Genomic DNA, 24,855 nt, shown 5'->3' on the forward strand with positions numbered 1-24,855 from the left:
AGACGCGCAGGCGCACTCCTCAGGACAAGGACGATCAGCTCGCAGCGCTGTTCGAGTCTTTAGTTCGCCGCCGGCACGGCCTTCGTGCCATCCTTGGCGACACCGACTAGCGCCGGGCGCAGCACGCGTTCGACGATGGTGTAGCCGGCCTGCACAACCTAGACCACGGTGCTCGAAGGTGCCGACGCATCGGGCACTTCGAACATAGCCTGCTGGAAGATCGGGTCGAACTTCTGGCCCTGGGGATCGAACTTCTTCACCCCGTGCTTTGCCAGCACGCTGAACAACGAACGCTCGATGAGCTCGACGCCCTCGATAAGCGCGATCAGGCCGGGATCGGCAGCGTCGCACCGAACTGCCCGCCATCATCAGCTCGGACCTATCAGCCCGCCGGTTTGCGATTCATGCGCTGGCGTCAGCTTGCGGACAGCTAAGCCGTCTACAGGCGGGGTAAGGTCTAACGACCTGAAACAATGCAAGACGTATGATCCATAGGAGCGCTCGTTATGTACGGTCGAATTAACAATTGGTCCGGGGATGACAGCTATCATTGGGGAGATAATGCTGAGCATGGCGAAAGCCAAGACTTCGCCGATGCGTTCGCCAGAATGCGATTGCAGGACTCCGCTGGCAGCTCATCTTCGCATCCGAGTTATTCACTCGCTTCGAGACCTCCCGTGGTCGAGATCAATCAAGCTACATTCAGGAGAGAAGCAAGGAACTTTCACGGCGACGCAATCAACCGGATCGCCAACAATCCTCAGGAGTACTCTGAGTTTGTGTCCGAAAGAGCTAGGCGCACTGCGGAGGTTGCCGAGAAGTACGCCGTCAGAAGAGATTCCGACGACGCCAAATACTACAGCTACCAATTAGGAAATACGAGTGTCGGCCTCCAAAGGACGGAACGCGGATTCAGCATGAATGAGTACGAAAGCGATAGGTGGCGAGACCAGTTTCCTGGAAGAAGTGAACTCACCTCATCTGTCGATTTTCAGGTGGCTCATCCGCTTGTTACGAATGCCGGCGATATTCTGCTGGAGCATCAACTTCGACAAGACGGCGAACGACCGTTGGTGAACTGGCGTCCTGAAAATCCAGAAGCGAGAGCCCGCGCAAAAGCACTGGGATTCGTTGAAGTCGATGAGTACGACATGGTGCTCGATCCCACCCAGTCCGGAAAGTGGGAGATGAACAGCGATGGTGAATGGCAGCGTGCAACCAGTTCTCGCCGCTATCTCTCCAAAGCGGACAGCGATACTGAAGTTGCAGCAGATTCCGACGAGGACGGTGACTTTATGTAACACGGATCTGCAAGCCTTCGTGTTGCGGCGGGCAGTAAAGCAACGTAAGCCGACATCGTCGGCTTACGTTGGAGTCCTGGCCTGAGTGGAAACCGACCGCTTCGACCGGATGAGCTGCCTGGTCATAACGGCACCGTGCCGCTTATGAGCGTTGCGCGGCGATGAATAGCTCAACAAAAGCCCCGGCTTCGAGCCGGGGCTTTTCACTTTCACCCTAAAGAGGAAAAATCATTCGCCGATTAAGGCCATGGGAACCAGGCGTCATTGCGGGTGTCCAGCCATCGAGGTGTGCGTCATGTTCACCATCACAACGGTCCGGAGTGATTTCTCCGTTTGAGGAACCAATTTGAGCGCTAAAAGTGTCTTCGGCCTTTTCCTTTGAAGACGCCAAATCTGGAACGACGTCGATCCACCTCGTGCCGGGTCATACCATCAAGTCGTTCTTCGGCAGCGGAGGCGTCTTTAGGTGGAAGGCGATCAGATTACCGGCTCCCCTATCGCGGGCTTGGCAATTGGATAAAGTTGATCTTTCGGCCGAGGCTTTGGATCGGTTTGGCTAAGTCGCCTGCGGCCTCCCGGGCGGGATGCTTGAGTAAGGCGTTGAGCAGGCCCTCCTCCTCTCCAAAAATCGACCGAGTGCAAATGTTCTCAATCGCAGTCGACAAACTCGTATGTGATCTATTCTCATACGAACGCCTTGGCCGGAGCGGCAAGTAATTGTTTGCCGCCGTGTGCAATGCTTCTTCGTTCCTTTCTGCGTAGCTGTACAGAACACCACCAAGTGCGTTGCCACACGTATTCACCCGGTCGTTGGAAGACAGACACGAGTGTACAGCACACGCGATCCCAAGCGTCAGGAAATAGAGCAACAATTGACTCGCGCCCCCGTTAGCCGAAAAATGACTCAAGCGGGTGCCGGCTGAGGTGTGATCAACCTGCCAAACCGTGCAGTAAATGTGTCGTTAGGACCAACGGCGCGCTAGTGAGATTGCGTCCCCTGATGCGGCGGCGGAAACGGCTGTAGGCTCACGTTTCCTGCTTTGGCCTTCTCCTCATCAAGTGCGAGCGACAGCTTTAAGTTATTGCTCAGCATCGGATTATCGGGAGTCGTTGCGAGAGCTTGCCGATAAAGCGCTTGCGCTTCACGGTGATGCCCCTCGCTGTCAAGCACAACTCCCTTCGCATTCAACGCGCGCAGGTCGGCGGGGGCTGCAAGTAAGACCTTGTCGAGGACATCAAGCGCCTCATCGGGGCGCTGGCGCGCCAGCAGGGCACGCGCAAGAGGGATGGCCGCATTGACGTTGCCCGGTTGCAGCTTCAATGTTTCGCGCAAAGTCTGCTCGTCAACATCTGCCTGGAGAGCGTAAGCAATGCGCTCACGAATAGCAGGATGGATCTCTTTGTCACCTAGCAGTTCTGGAGAGCGCTCTTGCTGCGATGAAGAACTGGGGTCAGGCGAGCTCGCGCAGCCTCCGAGCAGCAGAATGTTGGAAGCGAGGATGGCTGAGTACAACTTCGGAGCAAGCGAGAACAACCGGCGCGAGACATTCATTTTACATAGATTCAACTACGATCTCACAATCATTTCTGTCGCTTGTTAGCTGATTGCGGCGACGGAGTCACGACGCTCTCCTGAAGACGTCTTATGTTTTGACGCCTCTAGCTTGACGGATCCGATCGGCTGAATGGTAAACTCCGGAGCGAGATCCTGGTACGAAAGAACAGGCAGTTCGATCCCGTTGCGGGTGAGAAAACCCCGGACGAAACGCCGGATATCCATTGAGCCCAGAATGACGGGTTGGCTCTGCCCCCGCGCGATGCTCGAATGAATCTTGCGGAATTGCGAAAGCAGCATTTCGCTCTCGCGATCTTCCAAAACGAGATAAGGACCCACGGCGGTGTCGCGCACCGCACCGCGCACGATATCCTCGGTTTGGCGCTCTATGATAAAGGCAGCTACAACACGGTGTGCGTTGGCATAGCGATGACAGATCTGCCGCTTCAGACCGGAGCGAACATACTCGGTAAGCAATACGACACTTTGCTCGCGCTCACTCCATTCGGCCAACGCCTCCAGAACTAAGCGAGTGTTGCGAATGGGAATACCCTCGTCCAGTAAGCGGCGCAGGACGTCGGCGATTCGGGGAATCGGCGTCGTGCGCAGCACCTCTTTCACCAAATCGGCATATTCCTGCTCCATTCGGCCCAGCAATTGTCGGGTCTCCTGAATGCCCACCAGACGTTGCGCGTAGCGCGTCAATGTTGACTGAACGCGCGAGCCGACAACTTCGCTCGGACGATGATGCCCTATTCCGGCTGCTTTGAGAGCCGGCGCATGAACTTGTTCGACCCAGATCCGATCTGTCTCTACATCTTGCCGAAAGGGGATACCGCTCAACTCGACGTTCGCTACGTCGTCATTGAGCATAAGTTGCGTCGGGTCCACTAAATCTCGTCCAACGGGCACTCCCTCAACGTCGACCCTGAACTGCGATTCAGGTAAGTGCCGGTCGACCTTGGTTGGTATGCGCGGAATTGTGATCCCAAGATCAGATGAGACCAGGCCCGAAACTCGCCCGATTTCCCGCTCGAGTTCCTCATTGTCGATTGCAGCTGCAAGGTTTGGTGCGAGGAAGAGCGCGATTGGAAGGGCCTCTGCAGGCAAGGTTTGCTTCTGACCCTGTGATGGAGCTTGAGGCGTACCGGTGCTACTGACCTCCTTGTTGGCGGCGGTCTTGCCGCGGTGCACGCCAACATTGACAAAGCTCGCCGCTCCGAAGAGTACGGCCAGTATGATGAATGGAGGCAAAGGGAAACCCGGAACGAGCCCCATCACAATGAGGACGCCGGCGGCCAACCGCAGCGCTTGTGTGCTGGCGGTAAGTTGGCTGACGATATCGGCACCCAGATTGAGGCGCGAAGGACCATTGACACGAGTGACAATGGTTGCTGCTGTAATTGACAGCAGTAGCGCCGGAATCTGCGAAATTAGCGCATCACCTATAGTCAGGATCGTATATTGATGGAGCGCATCCTCCAGGAGCATTCCCTTGGAGAGCGAGCCAATTGTGATGCCGCCTAGCATGTTAATGCAGATCACTATGAGCCCGGCGATGGCGTCGCCCTTCACGAATTTCATAGCGCCGTCCATGGCGCCGTGAAGTTGGCTTTCTTGCTCCAGTGCCGATCGCCGACGGCGAGCTTCGTTCTGATCGATGTGCCCGTTGCGCAGTTCCGCGTCGATTGCCATCTGCTTGCCAGGCAGCGCGTCGAGCGTGAAGCGCGCCGACACTTCTGCGACCCGTTCGGCCCCCTTCGCGAGCACCATGAATTGTACCATGGTCACAATGAGGAATATGACGATGCCGACAGCGATATTGCCTGATATGACGAAATCACCGAATGTATGTATGATGCTGCCGGCATCCCCTTCAGCAAGAATCAACCGCGTCGTTGCGATGGTAAGAGCCAGACGAAAGACAGTGGAGATCAGAATGACGCCCGGCAACGACGAAAAGTCAAGGGGCGTCATAAGATACAGGGCCACCATCAGTAGCAGTATGGCAAAGCCGAGATTGAAGCCGATCAGCATGTCGATCACGACGACCGGGACCGGCATGATCATCATTCCGATCGCGAGAAGAAGCATCAATGCAACCATCAAATCTGGATTGGATGGCGCGCGCACGATGAGGCTACGTAGGAAATTGACCATGAGGAGCCTACTATTGTTCGGATGGAGCCGCGTTGCTCCTCAATGAAACATAGCTCTTGAAGATTGCGCGTGCCTCGGCCATGCGGCCGGCCTGACGCAGCGCGTGACTGCGCAAGACCATCAAAGGCAGACGCGAAGACGGGTCATCGTCGAGTTTGTCCAGCCTATCCAATGCCACCAGTGCTTCGTCACCGTGGCCCTCCGAGATGAGAGCGTAGACTAGAATGCGGAGCAGCTCGACGTCGTGAGAATGTTCGTTAGCTACGATTTGCAACAGAGCCAGGCTCTTTGCGCTCTGACCGCAGGCAAGATGGACATAGGAAAGCGCGCAGAGCAAATCACGCTCTCTCTTCGAGACGTGAGACACCTCACCGACACTTGATAAGTGTGCCGGCGGACCAGGTGTGAGGTGTTGCTCTCGGTCGGGCTCGGCCATTGCTAGCCTTTGATTAAGCCGTTGTGATTCTGCCGGAGCAGAATTAACCGTCGCAGCTCCGACTGCAGAATCGCGAGGTTTTCACGAGACACTGAACTCTCTGGAGCGGCCGAGAGGGTATCAGCCAAACGCTCGAGAAGAATGCCTTGTTTCTCTGGGCGCAGAACATCCGAATGACATAGGCGCGGCGTGACAAAGGAGAGCAGGTTGTCCGCGAGACTGGGACCGTTAAGCCAAGAAACTTCTGATCCTGGCTCGAACTTACCAATCTGGACGCGCGCCTCGTTGTCTTTGATGGGCGAAACGGGATCAGTCGGCTCAAGCTCGAGTGCGGTCTCGATCGCGGAGACACCTGGCAGATCTTGCGGGGGCCCATCCTCGAGGATCGCGAAGCTCTTGCGACCATTTGCATGAGCTCTCTCGATTTCGGTTTCCTCGGCTCTAGCAGTCGTCGGCGTGATAGCAGGTGGGAGATCGTCGACATTGAGCCGCTGAAAAGAGGCGCCAGGCTCTAGCGAATGCTGAGGGAGCCTAGTCATGAGACTTTCCTTCTTAGTTGCGGGCTGAAGCTCTAATAGGGCACGGCAACAAGCCGGCCGTTCCGGCTCAGCAGCACACGCCGTTCATCGATCCCATTGACCGTCCATCCGTTATTCAACATCGCGCCCACGAAATACTTTTGGCCAGCGATGACCACATATGGCTCGCTTCCGCGCCAAACGGCCTCAACGGAAATCGCGGTCGGGCTCTTCTCCTCTTTGACGGCTACTGCATTGACGAGGACATATGCTCCCTTTCGGTCGTGATCAAACCGTTCCTGGACTTCCCGCCATTTAGTGAGAGAGGCGCGAGTTACGGTACCGTCGGCTGCGACAACACCCGACTCAGATCTGACTTTGATATCAAAAAGGCCTGCTCTATCAACTTCCTCTTGCAGCCGTGCGGCAGCTGCGTCGGCGGTCGGAGCATCGGGAGTGCTAGGCGCCTGCTTAGTTGCAACCTCGACGGTCCGCCGCAAGTCGGAGTTCACGGCGACGGCGCTGTCCGTCTGGACGAAACTCGTCGATACTGCGCCGACCGCGACAGAGCTGATCAGGACAGAGGCGAGTACGGCGGCTGATCCGAACCAGCGACCGACAGAGCTAGCTTGTTTAGACTCCTCCATGGAGCAACGGATGGACATCTCGCCTGCGTGTATGACGACGGGAAGAGGAACAATAACGCGCTCGCTCAGGGAAATTTGCTCGCGTCCCTCGATCCTGACGTCCCTAGCAAGCGGCTCGATTTGGATCGAATCGCAATGTGGGGTGATACGAAGGTGATGGCGCTCGAGCCCTTGTTCGATGAAGACCAAGTCAGCATCCAGGTCGCTGCCAATCAGGGTCGATCCCAAGCCAATTTCTCCGGTCAGCCCGGAGTAAAGCCCCGACAGCACCTCGAAATGCAGGGAGTTTAATTCATTCACGATCGATGGTCTTCCGAACAGCGAGGTGAGCCCTGCGGCTCGTTGCGAGCTTTGCAGCTAACGCTATGCCAAGGAAAGGTGGGACGACGACGTCGTCCCACCTCATCCGTTACTGCACCCGCTCGTCGGCGACTTTCTTGATGCTCGTGAGCTCTGTTGAAACTACGCGAAGTTGCAAATCCCTCTCGGTAACTTTGGTAGTTTCTGCAGTCAGAGCGGCGATCTGCCTCTGCCAGGCGGCCTCTCCGGCAACTTCAGCAGCTCCAGTACCAATTGCAGCAATACCAGTGCCAGCCGCCCCACCTGCAGTCGAGGTATTAGCCGCACCTACCTTATTAGCCATAGTCTTCTCCTGTTGTTCGGGTGTTGCCGCTACTGGCGGCTCCTATTTCCTGACGTCGCAACATCCGACGTCAGGAATCCTCCTCGCTAATGGTCTCATGGAAACGAGCTATTGCATTATTTGCCATTTGGAAGGCCGCAGCTCCGAGAGCGGCGTTAAATGCTTGGTTCCACGCGGCCTCTTGCGAGCTACTGTCCGGATTTGACGTGCCACTTACAGGGCTGCTTGCACCGGGCGATTGACCGTGATCGTCATGGACGTCGGGTGTGCGCGAGCCTTTCTTGTCACCACGAGCGGCATGGAGGTCGGAATCCACGCGCGCAGTGGCGCTCGAACTCGGAATGCGCATCGGCTTCTCCTATGTCAACTCGATCCTGCCGCAGTGGCTTTCCTCACTGTGCGAGCGTTAGCTTTCGACAAGCTGACGGATCTAAGAAATTCAGCACCGGTTCTGGCGGATTAACGAATTCAACGTGATTGGTGCATCGGTCACGTGTGGAGATGGGATAGTTGGCACCAAGAAGGACCATCATGTTATGAAGCCGGTTGATCGGGCGATCTTGTTGGTCATCAAGCTTTGAGGTCGAGATGCTATAGCGTCCCGCTCACCGTCGCCGGCGACACATTTGCTTCCTGCCAGGCGCAGGCGGCGATGTGCCCAGATCGGATCAAACACGACCGGGAATGTTAAGCGTGCTGAGACGATCAGAGCGCGAAGGCAACTCTTTCAACCTGCCAAGGCCTCAGCGTCATCGAGGGTTTCCCCGCCCAGCGGGCAAAGGCCACGCCTCGTGCGGTCGCAGCTGGCAAATCCGCTCTGCCCACATCTCACTGCGGTGTAAGCATTCTCGTCGACCTCATCTGGTTCAGTCGCGGTGTTAAGTTAAAACTCTTGACAAGTTCAGCGTCGGCTTTGGAGCTGGATGGCCGCCTATCGAACTGTCGGCGCCGACGTACTGCATTTGCGGCTGCTGCCGACCCGGCTGGTCGAGTACAGCCGAACATAAATTGGGCCTTGATGAAAACCAACGACGCAAAGTCGTCGGATGTGGCTAAGGAACTCCAACACGCTGGCAACGCTTGCGCATCCTACCGGTTTGCAGTGGGACCCGACCGCACCGGGGCCGCGCAAGCTCGCCTAGCTACTCAGTTGTGATCTGAGAGCCCCAAGTCGCTCTGACTAGCTGTAAACGCTTGCAGCTTGCATGCCCTCAGACTCAATCCGGTCCTTTAGGGTGTTCAAATAGTCCTCCGCGTAAGACTGTGCCATCGAGACCGGAAGGTTCACGCCAGTCGTCGCGGCTTCTTGAATTGCCTGCTTCATCAAGCCTTCGCGCATGGCGAGTTTGACCTCAGGACCACCGATACAACCTACCGCCTGTGCCGCAAGACTGAGTCCCGCTTCTTCCAGTGCCTGCTTTATGTTGCCGCCTGTGATGGCTGTGTGCAGAAGATTTGCTGCTTGCGCCTCGCTCTCGAGGACCATTGACGCGAGATCGGCCAATTCGCCCAAACCTGGAATGAAGCCGAGTACACCAACTGCCGTCGCAGCCCAGTCGAGCACTTTGGAGCCCACCTTGAGCACGTCATCAAGGGTGTGCATGAAGGCGCCTCCGTTCTTCTTGGGTGACTTGATGTCCGGCTGGTCTGCCACGCCCATCATCATGTCCGCCACGGCGGCCTGATCGGCAGCAGTCTGAGTGCCGTGCGTCTTCAATTGGTGAGCGGTGCGGTTCGCAGCGGACATGTTGTTGAAGAAATGGGTGAAGTCGTTATTGCTGATGTTGCCGGAATCGACCGTGTGGCCGCCGCCGAAGTCGAAGAACTTGTGGTGGGTCTTGTAACCTGTGATCGAGTTGTTCAGCACTCCGAACAGGATAGGATCCGAAAGCAGCTGGGAGGCCGCCTTTCGCACGTCGGGCGCGAGACTCTTGTCATCGACCATACTCGCGAGCTTCTCCCGTGTCAGGTCACCCTTGCCGAAAAAAGCGTCCTGGTTCTTGTTGATTATACCAAGCGTATCCAACTCCGCATGCGTGAGTCTCATCGATGATGAAGCCGCCTGCAAGAAGTCCTCTTTGTGAACCTTATCTACCGAGCCGCCATACAACTGTTTCCATTCCTCCGGATGATTGAGGAAGTATTGAGCGGCTGCGAGAACCTGAGGTGGGCATTTGCCGGTTTTAGCCTCGCCATCAACGATCTGCCTGAAATCCGCAAGACTCAGGTTCTTGGGCAAGTTCTCAGAGTAGCGATAGAGCTCACGCAATGCGTCGGTCTGGGTCATAACGCATGGCTGGCCATTTCCGGTGCCGTCCGACGGAACGTAGTTATGCTCGTAGCTCCGCGCCTGCTGCTCCTGGAATGCCGCCACTTGTGGGTGATGATCGGAGAAGCCGGAGAGATCACCTGCCTTGATTTTCCCGCCGCAGCGGCCGTCGCCTTGTGAGCCTATCGCATAGAAGAGCTCCGGATCCTGCTGCAATGCCTCGATCGTAGCCTTCAGATCCGGCGGTGTGGAGGGGTCGTTCGCCAAATCTCCGAGCGACTTCCAATCGAGAGGGCATTTATCTTTATGACGGTTCAGCACCGACACAATTTGCAACTCAGTGTCAGTCAGGGTGCCACTGTTCCATGTGATCCGTGAGCTTGGTACTGGCGCGGCTGCAATCGCAGTGGAGCCCGCAGCAGAGGTTGACTGCGGGGGCTGGCCATACGCATCTGCATCCAATGCAGCCCTAATCTCAGGTGGCAAGATATTGCCAGTCAGCTGTATGAGCTCCTCCGTCAGGTCCTTGGTCAACTGCGAGGTCGCATCTTGTGGTGCGGAATGATCGCCGGTCGTGTTTTTTAAGGCGTAGCTCGCTAGCATCGCCTCGAAACTTGACAGCTCCTGCGCCGGCGTCAACCCGGGAGCAATCCCGGACAAAGCCTCGTTCGAGTTGGCGGCTAGAGATAGGTTGTTTACTGACATTATACATCCTGTGCTGTGAGATTGCGCCGCAGTCCTGTCACATCGTGCAGCCCGAGTTCGCGACGAACACCAAAGTGTTGATGGGCGGATCCAACAACTCCTGGCGGCTGCTCCCGGCGACTGAGTGGGCGTCCGGTGCTCAGGTCCGTGCGATCAAGAGGCTCATTGCCTGCTAGATATTGACCCCTTTATAGTAGCGGGAGTTAGCTTTCGAGAAGCTGACGGCGCTCAGAGGAATGCGCGAAGGGACATGGATGGGTGTTGCGCAAAGTTGCAGCGTATTTACAATACCTGCATCCACCCAGAATTTTCTGCCACTCCGTCGCGTCCTGACGCGGGCAGATGGCAAAAATGGGAACTCGGGCCTGCGAATCCGCGGAAGATCGCGCGCGGGTTCGTGCAACAGGTCTAAATGATACGGCTCGCGTCTCGTAGAGAATGCGGTGGCGAGTGGCCGCGCTTACCGCTCCGGTTACGGTCTGCTCCATCGGCGCCGTGAAGCATCATGGATCGGACACCTTTGCCGGCAAATGTGCTCAAACAGTTGAGGGAGAGAGTCCTATTGTTCATAGGCAATCGTCGATCGTTGAGTGGAGCCAAAGGCGTAGTCACCGCAAGAATGATGCCGCCCGGCCGTTCAGTTGAAGGCATACGTGCGCCAATCGGTGCATCACCGTCTGGCCTCGGGCTCTTATGCCGACAGCATCAGCTTTCGAAATGCTCACAAAGAATGCCGCGACCGCATTGAGTTCCCTTGTAAGCTACTCTTGCTGTCAATTCATCTCTGGCTTGGACTAGGCGCGTGAGCCACGTTGTCTTGATGCGGCGCCTCGGGCGAAACAGGTCCCTCCGCTCGTCCATCACGAACGACCGTACTTGAGGAGCCCCGAAACAACATCAAGACCGACTCGGGCGGCGGCTTTGCGGCCGTCGTAAGATTTCGTCGCGCCTGGGCTTCCGCCACTAGGCCTTTGAGCGTTTGGTCGACAAGCGCGATGAAGCGAGGCGGGCCAGAAGCGAAGACCAGTCCATCTTCCGGTGCAGCTCTTACGACGTAGCGTTCATCGGAAATTTTGAGTGCATCAAGTGCCGCCTTGAATGCATCGAAAGTGATCGGATTTAAGACAAGCAGGCGACTTTCCGCCTCGTGCGCGTCGGATACGTACAGCACCAGCCCGTCGTAGTACCACTGAAAATTATAAAGATTGGTCACGCGCTCGAGGAACTCTCGCGGCGCGAGATCCGGCATGCGCCCGCGAATCCGCCCCTTTACCTGGGGGCTGACGTTGATTCGAATTTTCAAGTTGTTGCCGAACTCCTGCAGTGCGGCCGCGAGATCCTGATCCAGAACCGTGTAGGTATAAGGCGTGGATGGCAGCTCTAGGGGGGCGCCGAGCGCCCTAACGACACTCAAGGAGATGAAAACACCAACAATTAGAATGTTCTTCAACGTGTGCAGCCTCGTCGTTTGGATGAGTATTCCTGGCGGTCATGCGCTGGAATTCTTCCAGAAGTTGGAAGACGAAATTCGTCGCAAATTGGAAGCTAATCGTGATTTTTGGATGACGTAGCTCCTGATCCACGTCAGGTTTTGGTCAGCTCGCCTCGCTAGGGTGCTGAGCCGTTCACGGCAACGACAGCTAATAGACGCGAGAGCAATGATTTCTTCCGTGAAGTTTGGCGCTATGCCGATCTCTGCCAACCTCGGCGAGTGTCTCACCGAGGGGTGTTCAGCGGCGCCGGGCAACTTTCATGAGCATCTTGCAAAGGCGGCCTCGAAGCAGGGTGTCGCCTCTTTGGTGGCCGACAGCGCGTTGGCGCCGCCTGCAGCAGAGGTTCAGCGTACAGTCGCGCAGACCCGTCCGCCGGGCGAACGCATCCTTCAGAATCTTTCTGCAGTGCACCTAGGCAAACCATATCCTTCGACTGCACTTCCTTCGATCGGCGAGCCGGCACCTTCGAAGAGCGTCCAGCTTGGGCCTGCCGCGCAGCCTATCGCGCGCTCGGACGGAGTCGATGTCCATCCCGTCGGCAAACCAGAAGGTGCGGATAATTTCGAGTCGACGTTGCAGAATCTGCGGGATGTTTACAACGGTGTTATTGAGGTTTCGCTCATCTCCAAGAGTACCGGCGCCGTCGGTTCATCTCTGAACAAGTTGCTATCAGCGGGCTGAGCGGCGGTTCATGGCTCTGTTCGCCCAAAGAAGGATCGGCCGCGGCGCGCCTGCGGGAAGGCGGCTCGATGTTTTTCTGCTGTTGCCGCTTGTGCTGTTGCTAGCTGGCTGCAAGGCCGATCTCTATACGAAAGTTCAGGAGCGTGAAGCCAACGAGATGCTTGCGCTTCTCCTCAGTAAGGGTGTCGATGCAGTCCGTGTTGTCGCTAAGGATGGTACCAGCACGATTCAGGTCGACGAAAAGCAACTGGCCGTTTCGATAGAACTGCTGAATGACCAGGGCTTGCCGCGCCAAGTGTTCAAGAATCTTGGGGAGGTGTTCAAGGGATCGGGTCTGGTTGCGTCCCCGGTTGAGGAGCGCGCTCGTTACGTTTATGCCCTAAGCGAAGAATTGTCGCGCACGATCAACGATATCGATGGGGTTCTCTCCGCTCGGGTTCATGTTGTCTTGCCGAAGAATGACCTTTTGCGACAGGATGCGACCCCGTCCTCAGCGTCAGTCTTCATTCGACATGGCTCCAATGCGAAGCTCTCGGCCTTGTTGCCCCAAATCAAGATGCTCGTCGCCAACAGCATTGAAGGACTATCTTACGAAAAGGTGGCCGTCGTTTTCGTGCCGGTTGAGCGGGCGCAGCATGAGATGTCCTCTGCACCAGCAGTTGCTTCGATCCAGCCAACCAAGTCCATGTCATCCTCCCTTCTTGCGGTCGGAGGTGCCGGCGCCGCGTTCGGCATTCTATCTTACGTCCTGCTGAGCACACGTGCGCGCCAGCTCGGTCAGTTCTGGCGGAAAGTGGCGAATATTGGCAAAGCGGCGGGTATGCCCGCCGTCCAAGCCGCCGGCAAAAAGCTGAACTCCGATGCGAGATAGGCGGAATGCAATGTCCGCAACGATGACACCCACCGAACCAAATCATTCGCTCAACCGACATTCCGATCGGGCGCGCGAGCTTACTGCTTTAATCCATCCAAGCCGTTTTGCTGAACGGCTTGATGCGTCGCTGGCGGCTTCTACAGTGCTGCAACTGCAGAAAACTCCCAGACTGCAGGAAAGACTAGCCGAACTGCTGCTAGGCAGTGAACTGCTATCGAGGGGAAGTAGCTGGGGAAGGGGCGCTCTGCTTGGGCATGATCCGCATCGTGCGGCACTGCTCGCTGGCGGTACTTGGCACGCCCGTTCGGTCTTGAAGCTGGTGTCAAAGCATGATCTTTCGCTACTGATCGGAAATATCGGTGCGGAAGCACATGCTTTCGCTATCCGACATGTATCCAGCGCCGTCGAAACCCAATTGATTGTCGATCCGGAGGAACTTTCAAAGCGGATTAAGCATGACGGATATGCCTGCCTTGGCGCTTGGCTCAAGGAAGCCTCAGAGCTCGACCGTACGCGCGTGCTTCTCTGCTTGCCTGTCGGGACCGCCGCGGAGAGCCCGGCCGCCGAACACCACAAAGCCGCGGGCCAATTGATGTCTTTGGTGATGACCCATTTGGCCTCGGAGACACGGCCGGCATGACCGCGGGTGAGCCAGCATTGCCAGAACGCCCGCAGATACGTCCCGTGGGTCCACTCATACCAGCCTCGGAACTTGGGATCTGGTACGATGCGGCACAGACGCGCGCGCTGGCAGAGCGGTATCTCCAGCAGGTTCGCAACTGGGCAAGGAACGCTTATCAGCGCGAGCAGGCGCGCGGGCACTCCGAAGGCCTGAAGACAGGCTCGGACGAAATGGCGCGGCTGGTTACTCGAGCTGCTTCTGAGCTGGCGCGACGAAAAGCCGTACTAGAACAGGAGCTGCCACAGCTCGTCATTGAGATCTTGAATGACTTGGTCGGCTCCTTCGATCCGGGCGCAATGTTAGTGAGGACGGTTCGTCACGCCATCGAGCAAAGATATGGCAGCGCGGAATTGTGCCTTCATGTTTCTCCCGTGAACGTCGATGCCCTGATACGCGAGTTCGCGCCATTCGATGGAACACATGGGCGGCCTAAGGTCAGAATTGATCCGGACCCGGCTCTGACGCCGGACCAATGCGTTTTGTGGAGTGAGTTTGGTAATGTCGATCTAGGACTTGCCGCGCAGCTCCGTACATTGCATCTCGCCCTTGCTCCGCCTTCTCAAGAAGGCGACCCATGACTTCTCAAAGGCCAAGCTATGGCGATGCGGCTGATGAAGGCGCTGTGCACGCGGCGTTATCATCTCTGAAATCTACAGCAAAGCATGTCGATACGTGTGCCGTGCGTGGACGGATCACCCGAGCCGTCGGCACCTTGGTCCATGCCGTGCTGCCAGGGGCCCGCGTTGGGGAACTGTGCCTATTGCAGGACCACAATACAGGATGGTCACTTGAGGCGGAGGTGATCGGCCTGCTGCCGGATGGGGTGTTACTCACGCCAATCGGCGACATGATAGGCATGTCTAACCGCGCGGAAGTGGTTCCGACCGGGCGGATGCAGGAAGTTCCAGTCGGAGCCGATTTGCTGGGCCGCGTCATCGATAGCTTCGGCCGTCCGCTCGACGGAAAGGGTCCAATAAAGACGACCCACACTCGCCCCCTCCGCGGCAAGGCACCCAACCCAATGAGGCGGCGCGGTATCGAGCAGCCTTTTCCGCTCGGCGTCCGCGTGCTCGACGGACTTCTGACCTGTGGCGAAGGCCAACGGATCGGAATTTATGGAGATGCCGGTTGCGGCAAGTCGACGCTGATGTCGCAAATTGTTAAAGGCGCGGATGCTGACGTCACCGTCGTTGCGCTTATAGGGGAGCGCGGACGTGAGGTGCGTGAATTCATCGAGCGCCACATTGGCGATGCCATCGATCGTACCATCGCTATCGTGGAGACCTCCGACCGGTCGGCAATGGAGCGCGCGCAATGTGCTCATACGGCGACGGCACTCGCCGAGTACTTTCGTGATCAAGGATTGCGTGTCGTTCTCATGATGGATTCATTGACGCGCTTCAGCCGCGCGATGCGTGAAATCGGCCTTGCCGCGGGAGAACCTCCAACGCGGCGCGGCTTTCCGCCCTCCGTCTTTGCACTTCTGCCGGGTCTGTTGGAACGTGCCGGTATGGGCGAGCAGGGCTCGATCACGGCCTTCTATACCGTGCTTGTGGAAGGTGACGGCACAGGCGATCCAATCGCCGAAGAGTCGCGCGGTATTCTCGATGGTCATATCATTCTCTCACGCGCGCTCGCATCGCGAGAGCATTTTCCTGCCATCGACGTGTTGTCGAGCCGAAGTCGCGTGATGGATGCGGTCGCCTCTGTGTCACATCGAAAGGCCGCCTCCTTCTTTCGAGATCTTCTTTCGCGCTATGATGAGGCCGAATTTTTGATCAAGGTCGGTGAGTACAAGCCAGGGGGCGATCCGCTGACTGACCGAGCAATCGCATCGATCGAGGAGTTGCGGAATTTTTTGCGCCAGGGGCAAGATGAGCCGTCCACTTTTGAGGAGGCCGTCACGTGGATGTCGCGTCTGACCGCCTGAATCCCATCCAAGCGTCGAAACTGCGGCTGGTGAAGGACATGAGGGAGCGAAGTGCGCTTCGTCAATTATCCAATATGCAAGCCAAATGCCAAATGGCGGTTGAAGCGGTGGAGCAAGCTTCCAAGAATGTTGCCAGCGCCGAGAAACGCCGCGCAAGCCTCGAAGCTGAACTTTATCTGAAACTCGCATCGTCTGATACGATGAGCGTCACCGAACTCGACCGTCGGTGTCATCTCGTCATTGGACGACTCACAGCAGAGATCGCATCTGCACTCCAGGCGCTTGAGCAAGCGCGCATTGCTCAAGAGCAGGCCCAGGCGGCGGTTGTTGAGGCGCGGTTCGCGTGGGCCAAGCGTTCGGCGGCGAGCCAGAAATGGCAGCAGATTGAGTGCGATGTTCAGCGCACGGCCAACGCTCGGTCCGAGTTTGCAGCTGAAATCGAAATGGATGATGAAGTCTTGCTCCGGTATCAGAGCGGCTCGCAGAGCCAGGCCGCCGGCGTTTTAACATAATGGCTGCTTCTCTTATGTCGGCGCCAACTTCCGGTCCCGTGAACATGTGCGGAGCAGATGCGGCCGATGAACCTGCGCCATTCGTGCCGCCGCTAAGATTGTCGCACAGCGCGGTCTCGTGCCTCAATGAGATGGCCGCTCGGCGAACGGTGCTGAAGGATCGCCTTGGCGATACACAGGTCTCGATATGTGTTAGCCGGCTTGTGTGGCAGGCGCCACCATCGACTGCGCCCATGCTTGACTGTACATTTCGCGTCGGAGCCGAAATGGCCGTCTTGTCGGTGCCTCGTCCGCTGGCGGAGGCACTTATTTGGACAGTGCAGCATGGCCTTAGTTTACCTTCGGACCCAGCCCGCTCTCTCGTCCTCGAACTTGCGCTTGAATCATGGCTCACTCGACTAGAGGGTCTGCTAGAGCGGGATTTGCAAATTATCCGCATCGACGAAGCATCGACGCAAGGCCCTTATCTGGAACTCGACTTGGTCTATGGGACGCTCGTGGACAAGGCCCGGCTCTTCCTATTCTCGTCTCCTGACTGTCGGACTCCGTCTGCATTCTATAAGCTAGGCGAGTTGCTTGGCCAATTGCCCCGTGAAATGCGCAATCTTTCCCCGGCGTTGCCCATTATGGTTGCCGGCGAGATTGGCTCGTTGCGCGTGTCCGTCGGGCTTGTTCGCCAGGCAAAAGCTGGCGATGCCCTGTTGCCGGACGTCATTCCCTTCGCGAGCGATCAGGTCATCCTGACTGCTGACAAATTGTGGGCGCCGGCCGAGGTTGCTGGCGACAGACTGATCTTGCGGGGGCCCTTCCGCCTGCAACCCCACCCATTAAAGAGTGCATATATGACGACACGACCCCAAACCCAGGCATCGAACTTGCCCTCGGAAACCGACATCGACAGTATTGAGATTACGCTCGTGTTCGAATGCGGCCGCTGGCCTATCCCGCTGGGTACGTTGAGAAGCGTCAACGAAGGGCATGTCTTCGAGCTTGGCCGCCCCGTTGACCGACCGGTTGACATTGTTGCCAATGGTCGAGTGATCGGCCACGGCGACATCGTACGTGTCGGAGAGGAAATGGCCATCAGGCTGCGTGGTGGGTTGGCGGTCAATGACTGACATCCAGCCAGGCATCCTTGCGCTTCTCGCCGTGACGGTCGGCCTCGGTCTGCTGGCCTTCGCAGTCGTCACGACGACGGCATTCATAAAAGTGTCCGTCGTTCTCTTCCTCGTGCGTAACGCGCTCGGGACCCAATCGATACCCCCGAACATGGTTCTGTATGGCGCTGCATTGATCCTTACCGTCTTCATTGGTGCTCCAGTGCTGGAGCAGATCTACAACCGCGTTACCGCTCCGCAACTTCATTATCAGACGCTCGACGACTGGGCGGCAGCCGCTAAGGAGGGAAGCGAGCCGCTGCGCGCTCACCTGAAAAAATTCACCAATGAGGAGCAGCGCACGTTCTTCCTGTCATCCACAGAACATGTTTGGTCAGAGGAGATGCGGGGAAACGCTACAGCGGATGATTTTGCGATTCTTGTACCGTCCTTTCTAATCTCGGAATTAAAGCGTGCCTTTGAAATCGGCTTCCTTCTCTATCTTCCATTCATCACGATTGATCTGATTGTAACGACGATTCTGATGGCCATGGGCATGTCAATGGTATCGCCCACAATGATATCTGTTCCTTTTAAGCTCTTTCTGTTCGTCACGATCGACGGATGGTCGCGGCTCATGCACGGGTTGGTGTTAAGTTACGCCGCGCCCGGAGGTTAATATGGACGAGGCCAGCATCCTCACGCATTTGACCCGATCGCTCGTCCTCTTCATGATCTGGGTTCTGCCACCGCTCCTAGCAGCTCTCGTGGCTGGATTGCTTGTTGGCATCATACAGGCGGCAACGCAGCTCCAGGATCAAACCTTGCCCCTCACCGTGAAGCTCCTCGTCGTCGTTGCCGTGCTCGTTCTGTTTTCTCCGGTGCTGAGCGCGCCGCTTATCGAACAAGCCCAGCATATCTTCACTGAGTTCCCCTCTCTCACATCGAGGCATTAGTGCGGAACTGAAAGGCGGAGTTTGTGAGGACAAAACCGCCCATCGGCATCCCCCTTGAATTACCAAAGTGCGCCAGTTTACCGAGCGAGCATGAGAGTATGGAGATCGTCGGCCTACCGTACAGGATTGCAGTTCGGCCGGTGCTCTCGTTGAGCGCTCATAAAACGAACGCCGCCGACTATCTGCGGCCTTCTGGCACCAAACATTAAGGCACGGCGAGCGGAGCCGGTTAGATCAGCTGAAGCGAACAATGGGCGCCGCGAATGCATGCTTTGTCACCCACCGAGACGCAAGCTCTGATCCAGGCTGCCGTCGAGTTCGTCGTTGCAGCGGGCCTTAGTGCCGCCCGGGCGCTAGGCATTATGTTGGTGCTTCCCGTATTCACGCGGCCGCAGATTAGCGGGATGATCCGGGCAAGCTTGACGATCGTGATCGGACTGCCGTGCCTTGCGCATGTCAAGGCCGGTCTGCAGACCCTGGATCCGGCCACCCGTCTGGCCGCGGTCGCGTTTCTCGGTCTCAAAGAGATATTCATCGGGCTGCTGTTCGGGATGTTACTAAGCATACCGCTATGGAGCATCCAGGCAGTTGGCGACATCATTGACACGCAGCGGAGTGTTTCAAGCCAGCTGGACGACCCTGCGACGCGCAGCCAGGCCTCCGCCACGGGTCTTTTTCTCGGAACTGCTGCGGTTACTATTTTCGTTCTGTCTGGAGGTCTACAGACGATGGTTCGTTGCCTCTATGGCAGCTATCTGATCTGGCCCGTGTACCAGGTACTACCTCCCCTAACAATGCAAGGGGCAATGGAGTTTGTAGCGCTTCTCGATCAGATCATGCGCACGGCCCTGCTAGTCTCCGGACCCGTGCTGGCTCTGCTGCTCCTGATTGAGGTATCTCTCATGCTGCTCGGGCGTTTTGCACCGCAAATTAAGCTGAACGACCTCTCTGGCACTATCAAGAACGCCGCCTTTGGCATCATCATGGTGAGTTACACTGTCTTCCTCATTGAATACATGGGAACGGAGATTGTCCAGTTCGACGGGGTGCTGGAGCGGCTCGGGAAATTCTTGAAATGAACGACTCGAGCGAAGAGAAGAAGCTTCCACCAACTCCTAAGAAGCTACGTCAGGCGCGTAAGAAAGGACAATTCCCGCGCAGCGCCGATTTTGTGAGCGCGCTCAGCATGTGCGCCGCGTTCGGCTGCCTATGTTTCCGAGCGAGCGCGATCGAGGACGTATGGCGTGAAGGGGTGCAGCTCGTGGACAAGCTCCAGGGGCAGCCCTTCAACACTGCGGTCCGGCAGGCACTGGTCGGATTGATCGAACTTTCGTTTACGAGTGTTGCCCCAATCATTGGAGCGGCCGTTGCTGCAGCCATTCTAGCCAGTTTCTTGGCTGCTGGCGGGCTGACGTTCTCCATGGAGCCGCTGAAACTAAGCCTTGAGAAATTGGATCCCATCAAGGGGCTGAAACGGCTTGTCTCTCAGAGGTCTATTGTCGAGCTTGGTAAGTCGCTGATCAAAGTGTTCGTTCTCGGCGTAACGCTGTTTTTCACCTCAGTCGCAAGTTGGAAGGCGCTGGTGTACCTGCCTGTCTGCGGTTTGGGTTGTTTTAGCTTTGTATTCAAAGAGCTCAAGTATCTAATTGAAATTGCTGCTGGGGCGTTTCTGATCGGCGGCTTGGCCGATCTGCTAATTCAGCGATGGTTGTTTTTGCGCGACATGCGCATGACGGAGAGTGAAGCGAAGCGCGAGTCTAAGGAACAGGACGGCAATCCGCAGGTAAAGGGCGAACGCCGTCGGCTCCGTCGGGACTCGGCGAGCGAGCCGCCGCTCGGGGTCAAGCGGGCGACATTGATAGTAGCGGGCCCCGCGATGCTGATTGGACTTCGTTACGTTCGTGGGCAGGCCGGAGCCCCCGTAATGGTGTGCCGCGGCGAGGACGAATTTGCTTCACAGCTGCTTGATCAGGCGAAAGCTCTGCATCTGAACATTATTCAGGAGCCTGGCTTGGCGCGTCAGCTGATCCGAAAGGGAATATTGGGAAAGGCCGTTCCGATAGACTGTTTCGAGGGGGTTGCAAAGGCAGTCTTTGCCGCCGGCCTCGTCTAGCTCGGGGCGCCAAAGCGATGCGTTCGGGCGCTCTAGTCAAAGACGCCATGACGCAACCTGATATCTGAGTGACGTCGGAAACGGCGGAAGCACTTCTGCAGATGTTGGCCACAGTATCGCCAATGCTCTTGCCGCTCAGAGCTCAAGATTGCTCATTGGGGGCCTGACGGAACGCTATTGTGAGTGCCACCTTCCAAGTTGCCCTTGTTGCCCGCGGCGAGACTATCGCGTGCGATAAGGGGAAGCACCGCACGGTCACCACTGGTTGGCAAGACAGCTCTGTTCTCTAGTAAGTCGCCTGGATCGTTGACCGTGACAGCGAGGTTATTGCGGATCGAACAGCCTAGCGTTGGATTGAAAGAATTGTCGTCTACTGAAGGGCCGATGATCGAAAGAGATAGACAGAGCGGAGGACGTGCTTCGTAAATGATCGCCTCGATTTGAACGCCGAAATGGCTGGACACATCCAGGGGGGAAGCGGACAGGCGGATATTATAGCCAGGAACGCCCACCGCCCGGGCCTCATGAGCCACCTGCGCAACGAGCCGGGGTGAGCCACTAACGTCCAGATGGAGTGCATCCCGCCGACCGCGGCTTGCATTCGCAATGAAATTTCGCAGACCAGACCTCTCAGAGCGACGAAGGCTCTGTAATCTCAAGATACTAGTCTTTTGCTCAACTTGGATTGCTTGCTCAGTCGGCCTAGAATAGATCGCAGCATTATGTGTGCATCCGCCGACAGTTGCCGCGACAGCGATCAAGTGGCCCAGGTTTCGCACGGTCATTCGCGGCCTCATTCGATGATAAACCCGGTTCCCCCGGTCGCTTGTGGTTCGGTGCGGGGAGCGTCGCGGCTTCGTGGGGAACTCGCCAACGTATTCGTCAAAATGCGCCCCGCGTCTGATGGCGGCCGGAGGCGGTCAGTCGGCGCACTTATCTTGGCGGCATACGATGCTGGCCGCACAATGTACGGGGTAACGACGATGACAAGCTCCGTCTCCTGCTTCTGAAATGAGGATGACCGAAACAGCGCGCCAAGGATCGGGACATCGCCTAACCCAGGAAACGTGCTGATGTCGGTGTTGAAATTGCGCCTGATCAGCCCGCCGATTGCAAAGCTTTGACCGCTGGCAAGCTCGACGACAGTACTGGCACGTCGCGTGGATAGGCCGGGCAGAGACATGCCGTTGATATTGACTTCACCTTCTTTCGATAACTCACTGACTTCAGGCTTGACGTGGATATTGATCTGGTTGTTGCTGAGAACGGTCGGAACAAACTCCAGGCTAATGCCGAACTGACGGAATTGAACTGAGACTTGACGATTGTCCTGCATGACCGGAATTGGGAACTCGCCGCCAGCCAGAAAACTTGCTGATTCGCCAGACATGGCAGTAAGATTCGGTTCCGCCAGTACTGACGCGAGGTGCTCGTTGGCGAGCGCGTCAAGAACAGCACTGATGTTCGTGCCGCCAACGCCGGCTCCAATACTTGCCGTGCCGCCGCCCCGGCTCGCCGCAGAACCTCCAGGTTTGCCACTGCTAAATCCAAAAGCGATCGCGCCGTTTTGACCCGATGCAGAGAGGTTGATGCCAAACTCCTTCATGGCGCTGCGCGAGACCTCGGCCACGCGCACGCTCAAATTCACCTGTAATGAGCCGGCCACCTGGACCTTGTTGACGACCAGCGCGCCCGCACCGAGAAACTGCTCGGTGATCTTCTTGGCGCGCTCAACGACATCGGCACTGGGCGCTGTCCCGCTAAGAATAGCGCCGCGTGGCGTATAGGTGACTTGGATCGGATAGTCCCCGAGCTCGGCCTTCAGCGCGGCACGCAGATCCTCCACAGGCTGGGTAACAACAACACGAAACTCGGCTAACGCCTCTCCCTTGTCGTTCAATGCGAACAGGCTAGTCCGTCCCGATTTTTTTCCAAAGACGAAGATGGTCGTGCTCGATGGCGCCTGGTAGTCGGCTATCGTCGGGTCGGCAACAAATATACTGGCCGCCGCCGCCGGAAGATGAACGGTCTTCCCCTGAGAGGAGGAAAGATTCAAGGTTCCGCTAAGGCTGCCGGCCGTCGCGAGCGGCGCCCCCTGATTATGGTCGCGCTTTGTCTGAGCTGCGGAAGGGAAGAGCGGCACGAGCGTGCAGACGGCATATAGAAGGCAGGAGAGAATCGCGGCCGTGACTGCGCTCGGCCGTCGGCTACCGCAAGGATCGAGGGCGAACTTCAAGGCAGCGTCGTTTTCAAGTTTGATCGGCAAGGCGGCGGATCGTTCTTCAGCTCAAGCGCGTAGCCGACGCCGCGTGCGGTTTTGATCCGCAGCGTCGCGTCCGAGTTGCTCAAATGTGTGCGCAATCGATAGATCCCCACTTCTAAGGCATTGGTCGAGACTTCGTCGTCAAACGCATACAGACCTTCCTCCAGCGACGCTCGCGGCACGGTACGGCCTGCCCGGCTGAGTAAATGTTCAAGAATGCAGACTTCGCGGCGCGCAATTCTTAATGGCCGGCCGCCAACTGAGACTTGCCGGCCGATAGGATCGAAATGTAAGTTGCCGAAGGTAACGACGGGTGCCGTCATTTGCGTCGATCGTCGCAAAATGGCGCGCATGCGAGCAATGAGCTCATCAAGAGACACCGGCTTAGGCAGGAAATCGTCGGCACCACCATTGAATATCGCAATCCGGGTGCCGAGATCGTTGAGATTGCTCATCATCATGGCGGGCATCGAACATCCTTCGCGCCTCAACTGTTTGAGCCAGTCCAGGCCATTTCCATCCGGCAGTACCAATTCGAGCAGGAGAATGTGATAGCTGGTGCAACCAAGCGCGGTCTCCGCTTCGTCAAGGGTGTGGATTACATCGACGGCGAAGCCGCAAACCAACAGCGTTTCCTTGGCGGCTCGCACAAAGGCCGCATCGCGATCTACCAGGAGAATTCGCATTTCATCGCCTATCGAAAGACTACGCTAAAACTCAAGCGAATGACGATCGACAACGAACTCCGGTGAACCCACTGCGTGCTCAAGCAGGTCGAGTTGGTGAGGAGGTGACTGAAAAGAGATTCGCACGAGTCCTGATTGCTCCTTCTAATGAACGGCCCATGACTTATGAGGCTTCAGGTAAGATCAGCAAAATCTATTTTATTTATGATAGGTATCCAGCTCGCGAATAGATCGTAGCGCGATGCATGGAGTAAGGCGCGCCAAAGATTGCCGAACGAGGCCTGGCTTCGGTGTAAAACGTCGCGTCTTGCAATTGCTATTCCATTCACACTGGCGATCGCAAATGGATGTAGCAACACTCTTATGCTTCGGTGCGACGCACTGAAAAACAGAACCTCGAGCATAGAGCATCGAGCATCGCTTCTGCTGCTGTGGTTGGGGGCCGCTGTCAATCGGCTTGCGGATTTGCCCTCTCATCGGCGTCCGATTGGCGCTGACGCAATTTTGGTGCAGCTCCGCTCTAAGCTGCGCCGATTAGCCTAGCTCGCAGCAGATCGATTTTGACGCCGCCGTGCATTTGCCGCCCGACGAGCTTGACCGTCCCTGCCTTCGAGAGCGTATCGCGTCCAATCGTCATGAGACGAGCGATCGTTCTCGCCGACGGGATACGGTAAGGTTCTGTGCGTTGGCCTTTCCGCTCCCCGCCGGCGTGTTGGCCATTCTGCGACGACACGAAGAGAGCCTCTGGAGCCGCGCGCCTTAGGGGCCGCCAAAGTTCAGCGCCGTTCCGGCACCCGGCGGCCCTCTGGTCGCCGAGCCGGCAGGGGTTAGTCGAGCGAACTGTGTCGGGTCCGGAAGACATCGTGGCGTTCGCCGAGGATCACCTGACGAACCAGATTCCTGCTATGTCCAGTCTGGCCACGACCTGCTTAATCGGCATTCCACTTTTGGACAGGACCAAGATCGTCGCATTGGTCTCTTCGCGACGAAGGTATCCTTCATACTGCAAGGCGCGGGCTACGTTGAGCAGTTTGGGATCGATCGTGGTCGCCGCGATCGTGCTCGGATCTCGCGCATCGATCTGCGGATGGCATCGAGGCAGGCCCGACTGGCATTCTCCATCAAATGCCAATGATCTGCGACCTGTCCCGCGTACGATTCCCCGCTGCGATGGCAAGTGACGTTAGCGATCATGGGATGAGCGGCGAGCCAGCATTGGGCTGTCGACGGCTCACGATCCGACGTCTTTCCAGGTCATGGTGGCTTATCGGTGATTGCGCCGCCACGCCCAATCATCAACGCCGATAACCTTGAGCGGGCAAGATGGGGACGGT

General features: G+C 57.1%; 23 protein-coding genes and 1 pseudogene. 12 read left to right on the plus strand and 12 right to left on the minus strand.

Annotated elements, in window-relative coordinates; genetic code table 11:
• Nucleotides 1–34: 34 nt before the first annotated feature.
• Nucleotides 35–338: pseudogene (gene grpE / locus N2602_RS33790) on the minus strand (nucleotide exchange factor GrpE); the annotation flags it as partial.
• Nucleotides 339–506: 168 nt separating this feature from the next.
• Between grpE and N2602_RS33795 the strand changes: the two are divergent.
• Entirely contained in the window at nt 507–1,301 is a 795-nt protein-coding gene (locus N2602_RS33795) for an effector protein NopP (RefSeq protein WP_311738718.1), read from the plus strand.
• 979 nt (nt 1,302–2,280) lie between these two features.
• Here N2602_RS33795 and N2602_RS33800 read toward each other — a convergent pair.
• The 8 genes from N2602_RS33800 to N2602_RS33835 all read right to left on the minus strand — a co-directional run bounded on the left by N2602_RS33800 (nt 2,281) and on the right by N2602_RS33835 (nt 11,684).
• Complete coding sequence (locus tag N2602_RS33800) at nt 2,281–2,853, minus strand: tetratricopeptide repeat protein (RefSeq protein WP_260380815.1); 573 nt, start codon at nt 2,851–2,853, stop codon at nt 2,281–2,283.
• 45 nt (nt 2,854–2,898) lie between these two features.
• Nucleotides 2,899–5,016, minus strand: a complete 2,118-nt coding sequence (gene sctV, locus N2602_RS33805; protein WP_128266609.1) for a type III secretion system export apparatus subunit SctV — start codon at nt 5,014–5,016, stop codon at nt 2,899–2,901.
• Nucleotides 5,017–5,026: 10 nt separating this feature from the next.
• Complete coding sequence (locus N2602_RS33810; RefSeq protein ID WP_128266608.1) at nt 5,027–5,452, minus strand: histidine kinase; 426 nt, start codon at nt 5,450–5,452, stop codon at nt 5,027–5,029.
• A 2-nt stretch (nt 5,453–5,454) separates the two neighbouring features.
• The gene (locus tag N2602_RS33815; protein ID WP_260380816.1) at nt 5,455–5,991 is read right to left on the minus strand and encodes a hypothetical protein; all 537 of its coding nucleotides are present in this window, start codon (nt 5,989–5,991) and stop codon (nt 5,455–5,457) included.
• A gap of 32 nt (nt 5,992–6,023) precedes the next feature.
• Entirely contained in the window at nt 6,024–6,917 is an 894-nt protein-coding gene (locus N2602_RS33820; RefSeq protein ID WP_128266606.1) for an EscD/YscD/HrpQ family type III secretion system periplasmic domain-containing protein, read from the minus strand.
• 109 nt (nt 6,918–7,026) lie between these two features.
• Nucleotides 7,027–7,260 (minus strand): hypothetical protein, encoded by a 234-nt coding sequence (locus tag N2602_RS33825; RefSeq protein WP_128266605.1) that lies wholly within the window; start codon nt 7,258–7,260, stop codon nt 7,027–7,029.
• A 1,180-nt stretch (nt 7,261–8,440) separates the two neighbouring features.
• Entirely contained in the window at nt 8,441–10,234 is a 1,794-nt protein-coding gene (locus tag N2602_RS33830) for an HrpF/NolX family T3SS translocon protein (RefSeq protein ID WP_311738719.1), read from the minus strand.
• 778 nt (nt 10,235–11,012) lie between these two features.
• Nucleotides 11,013–11,684, minus strand: coding sequence for a nodulation protein NolW (locus N2602_RS33835; protein ID WP_128266604.1), 672 nt, complete (start codon nt 11,682–11,684; stop codon nt 11,013–11,015).
• Between the two features lie 208 nt (nt 11,685–11,892).
• Here N2602_RS33835 and N2602_RS33840 point away from each other — a divergent pair, with 208 nt between their 5' ends.
• The 11 genes from N2602_RS33840 (at nt 11,893) to N2602_RS33890 (ending at nt 20,572) form a co-directional block, all read left to right on the plus strand.
• Nucleotides 11,893–12,408, plus strand: a complete 516-nt coding sequence (locus N2602_RS33840) for a nodulation protein NolB (protein ID WP_244941535.1) — start codon at nt 11,893–11,895, stop codon at nt 12,406–12,408.
• A gap of 10 nt (nt 12,409–12,418) precedes the next feature.
• Complete coding sequence (sctJ, locus tag N2602_RS33845; RefSeq protein WP_128266603.1) at nt 12,419–13,279, plus strand: type III secretion system inner membrane ring lipoprotein SctJ; 861 nt, start codon at nt 12,419–12,421, stop codon at nt 13,277–13,279.
• 10 nt (nt 13,280–13,289) lie between these two features.
• On the plus strand, nt 13,290–13,922 hold the full coding sequence (locus N2602_RS33850; RefSeq protein ID WP_244941536.1) for a nodulation protein NolU: 633 nt from the start codon (nt 13,290–13,292) through the stop codon (nt 13,920–13,922).
• A complete protein-coding gene (sctL, locus tag N2602_RS33855) occupies nt 13,919–14,542 on the plus strand; it encodes a type III secretion system stator protein SctL (protein WP_128266602.1) in 624 nt (207 codons plus the stop codon). The genes N2602_RS33850 and sctL overlap by 4 nt, the downstream gene beginning before the upstream one ends.
• Nucleotides 14,539–15,894, plus strand: a complete 1,356-nt coding sequence (gene sctN, locus N2602_RS33860) for a type III secretion system ATPase SctN (RefSeq protein WP_128266601.1) — start codon at nt 14,539–14,541, stop codon at nt 15,892–15,894. Before sctL ends, sctN begins: the two co-directional genes overlap by 4 nt.
• Nucleotides 15,870–16,406 carry a YscO family type III secretion system apparatus protein gene (locus N2602_RS33865; protein WP_128266600.1) on the plus strand — a complete coding sequence of 179 codons (537 nt, stop codon included), beginning with the start codon at nt 15,870–15,872 and terminating at the stop codon, nt 16,404–16,406. Before sctN ends, N2602_RS33865 begins: the two co-directional genes overlap by 25 nt.
• A gap of 131 nt (nt 16,407–16,537) precedes the next feature.
• Nucleotides 16,538–17,524 (plus strand): type III secretion system cytoplasmic ring protein SctQ, encoded by a 987-nt coding sequence (gene sctQ / locus N2602_RS33870; RefSeq protein ID WP_260380817.1) that lies wholly within the window; start codon nt 16,538–16,540, stop codon nt 17,522–17,524.
• The gene (gene sctR, locus N2602_RS33875) at nt 17,517–18,182 is read left to right on the plus strand and encodes a type III secretion system export apparatus subunit SctR (RefSeq protein WP_128266598.1); all 666 of its coding nucleotides are present in this window, start codon (nt 17,517–17,519) and stop codon (nt 18,180–18,182) included. The genes sctQ and sctR overlap by 8 nt, the downstream gene beginning before the upstream one ends.
• A gap of 1 nt (nt 18,183) precedes the next feature.
• Nucleotides 18,184–18,459: a flagellar biosynthetic protein FliQ gene (locus N2602_RS33880; RefSeq protein WP_128266597.1), complete on the plus strand. Its 276-nt coding sequence runs from the start codon at nt 18,184–18,186 to the stop codon at nt 18,457–18,459.
• A 263-nt stretch (nt 18,460–18,722) separates the two neighbouring features.
• Nucleotides 18,723–19,538 (plus strand): type III secretion system export apparatus subunit SctT, encoded by an 816-nt coding sequence (sctT, locus tag N2602_RS33885; protein ID WP_128266596.1) that lies wholly within the window; start codon nt 18,723–18,725, stop codon nt 19,536–19,538.
• Nucleotides 19,535–20,572, plus strand: coding sequence for an EscU/YscU/HrcU family type III secretion system export apparatus switch protein (locus tag N2602_RS33890; protein WP_260380818.1), 1,038 nt, complete (start codon nt 19,535–19,537; stop codon nt 20,570–20,572). The genes sctT and N2602_RS33890 overlap by 4 nt, the downstream gene beginning before the upstream one ends.
• A gap of 152 nt (nt 20,573–20,724) precedes the next feature.
• On the opposite strand, the gene N2602_RS33895 is transcribed toward N2602_RS33890, so the two are convergent.
• Genes N2602_RS33895 through N2602_RS33905 form a run of 3 tightly spaced genes read right to left on the minus strand, consistent with a single transcriptional unit; the run spans nt 20,725 to nt 23,521 of the window.
• A complete protein-coding gene (locus N2602_RS33895) occupies nt 20,725–21,369 on the minus strand; it encodes a CpaD family pilus assembly lipoprotein (RefSeq protein WP_311738724.1) in 645 nt (214 codons plus the stop codon).
• Nucleotides 21,366–22,808: a type II and III secretion system protein family protein gene (locus N2602_RS33900; protein WP_409241940.1), complete on the minus strand. Its 1,443-nt coding sequence runs from the start codon at nt 22,806–22,808 to the stop codon at nt 21,366–21,368. The genes N2602_RS33895 and N2602_RS33900 overlap by 4 nt, the downstream gene beginning before the upstream one ends.
• Nucleotides 22,805–23,521 (minus strand): response regulator transcription factor, encoded by a 717-nt coding sequence (locus tag N2602_RS33905; protein WP_128266593.1) that lies wholly within the window; start codon nt 23,519–23,521, stop codon nt 22,805–22,807. The genes N2602_RS33900 and N2602_RS33905 overlap by 4 nt, the downstream gene beginning before the upstream one ends.
• Between the last annotated feature and the right edge of the window lie 1,334 nt (nt 23,522–24,855).

Origin of the sequence: Bradyrhizobium sp. NC92, assembly GCF_025200865.1 — a bacterium.
Classification (GTDB): domain Bacteria; phylum Pseudomonadota; class Alphaproteobacteria; order Rhizobiales; family Xanthobacteraceae; genus Bradyrhizobium.

Excerpts from the sequence above, each read along its gene's own strand:
- N2602_RS33890 (WP_260380818.1), top strand. The coding sequence starts at position 19,535 with ATGAACGACTCGAGCGAAGAGAAGAAGCTTCCACCAACTCCTAAGAAG.
- N2602_RS33795 (WP_311738718.1), top strand. The coding sequence starts at position 507 with ATGTACGGTCGAATTAACAATTGGTCCGGGGATGACAGCTATCATTGG.
- N2602_RS33825 (WP_128266605.1), bottom strand. The coding sequence starts at position 7,260 with ATGGCTAATAAGGTAGGTGCGGCTAATACCTCGACTGCAGGTGGGGCG.
- sctN (WP_128266601.1), top strand. The coding sequence starts at position 14,539 with ATGACTTCTCAAAGGCCAAGCTATGGCGATGCGGCTGATGAAGGCGCT.
- N2602_RS33905 (WP_128266593.1), bottom strand. The coding sequence starts at position 23,521 with ATGCGAATTCTCCTGGTAGATCGCGATGCGGCCTTTGTGCGAGCCGCC.
- sctL (WP_128266602.1), top strand. The coding sequence starts at position 13,919 with ATGACCGCGGGTGAGCCAGCATTGCCAGAACGCCCGCAGATACGTCCC.
- N2602_RS33850 (WP_244941536.1), top strand. The coding sequence starts at position 13,290 with ATGTCCGCAACGATGACACCCACCGAACCAAATCATTCGCTCAACCGA.
- sctR (WP_128266598.1), top strand. The coding sequence starts at position 17,517 with ATGACTGACATCCAGCCAGGCATCCTTGCGCTTCTCGCCGTGACGGTC.
- sctQ (WP_260380817.1), top strand. The coding sequence starts at position 16,538 with ATGGCCGCTCGGCGAACGGTGCTGAAGGATCGCCTTGGCGATACACAG.
- sctT (WP_128266596.1), top strand. The coding sequence starts at position 18,723 with ATGCATGCTTTGTCACCCACCGAGACGCAAGCTCTGATCCAGGCTGCC.
- N2602_RS33880 (WP_128266597.1), top strand. The coding sequence starts at position 18,184 with ATGGACGAGGCCAGCATCCTCACGCATTTGACCCGATCGCTCGTCCTC.
- sctV (WP_128266609.1), bottom strand. The coding sequence starts at position 5,016 with ATGGTCAATTTCCTACGTAGCCTCATCGTGCGCGCGCCATCCAATCCA.
- N2602_RS33800 (WP_260380815.1), bottom strand. The coding sequence starts at position 2,853 with ATGAATGTCTCGCGCCGGTTGTTCTCGCTTGCTCCGAAGTTGTACTCA.
- sctJ (WP_128266603.1), top strand. The coding sequence starts at position 12,419 with ATGGCTCTGTTCGCCCAAAGAAGGATCGGCCGCGGCGCGCCTGCGGGA.
- N2602_RS33840 (WP_244941535.1), top strand. The coding sequence starts at position 11,893 with ATGATTTCTTCCGTGAAGTTTGGCGCTATGCCGATCTCTGCCAACCTC.
- N2602_RS33895 (WP_311738724.1), bottom strand. The coding sequence starts at position 21,369 with ATGAGGCCGCGAATGACCGTGCGAAACCTGGGCCACTTGATCGCTGTC.
- N2602_RS33830 (WP_311738719.1), bottom strand. The coding sequence starts at position 10,234 with ATGTCAGTAAACAACCTATCTCTAGCCGCCAACTCGAACGAGGCTTTG.
- N2602_RS33815 (WP_260380816.1), bottom strand. The coding sequence starts at position 5,991 with ATGACTAGGCTCCCTCAGCATTCGCTAGAGCCTGGCGCCTCTTTTCAG.
- N2602_RS33810 (WP_128266608.1), bottom strand. The coding sequence starts at position 5,452 with ATGGCCGAGCCCGACCGAGAGCAACACCTCACACCTGGTCCGCCGGCA.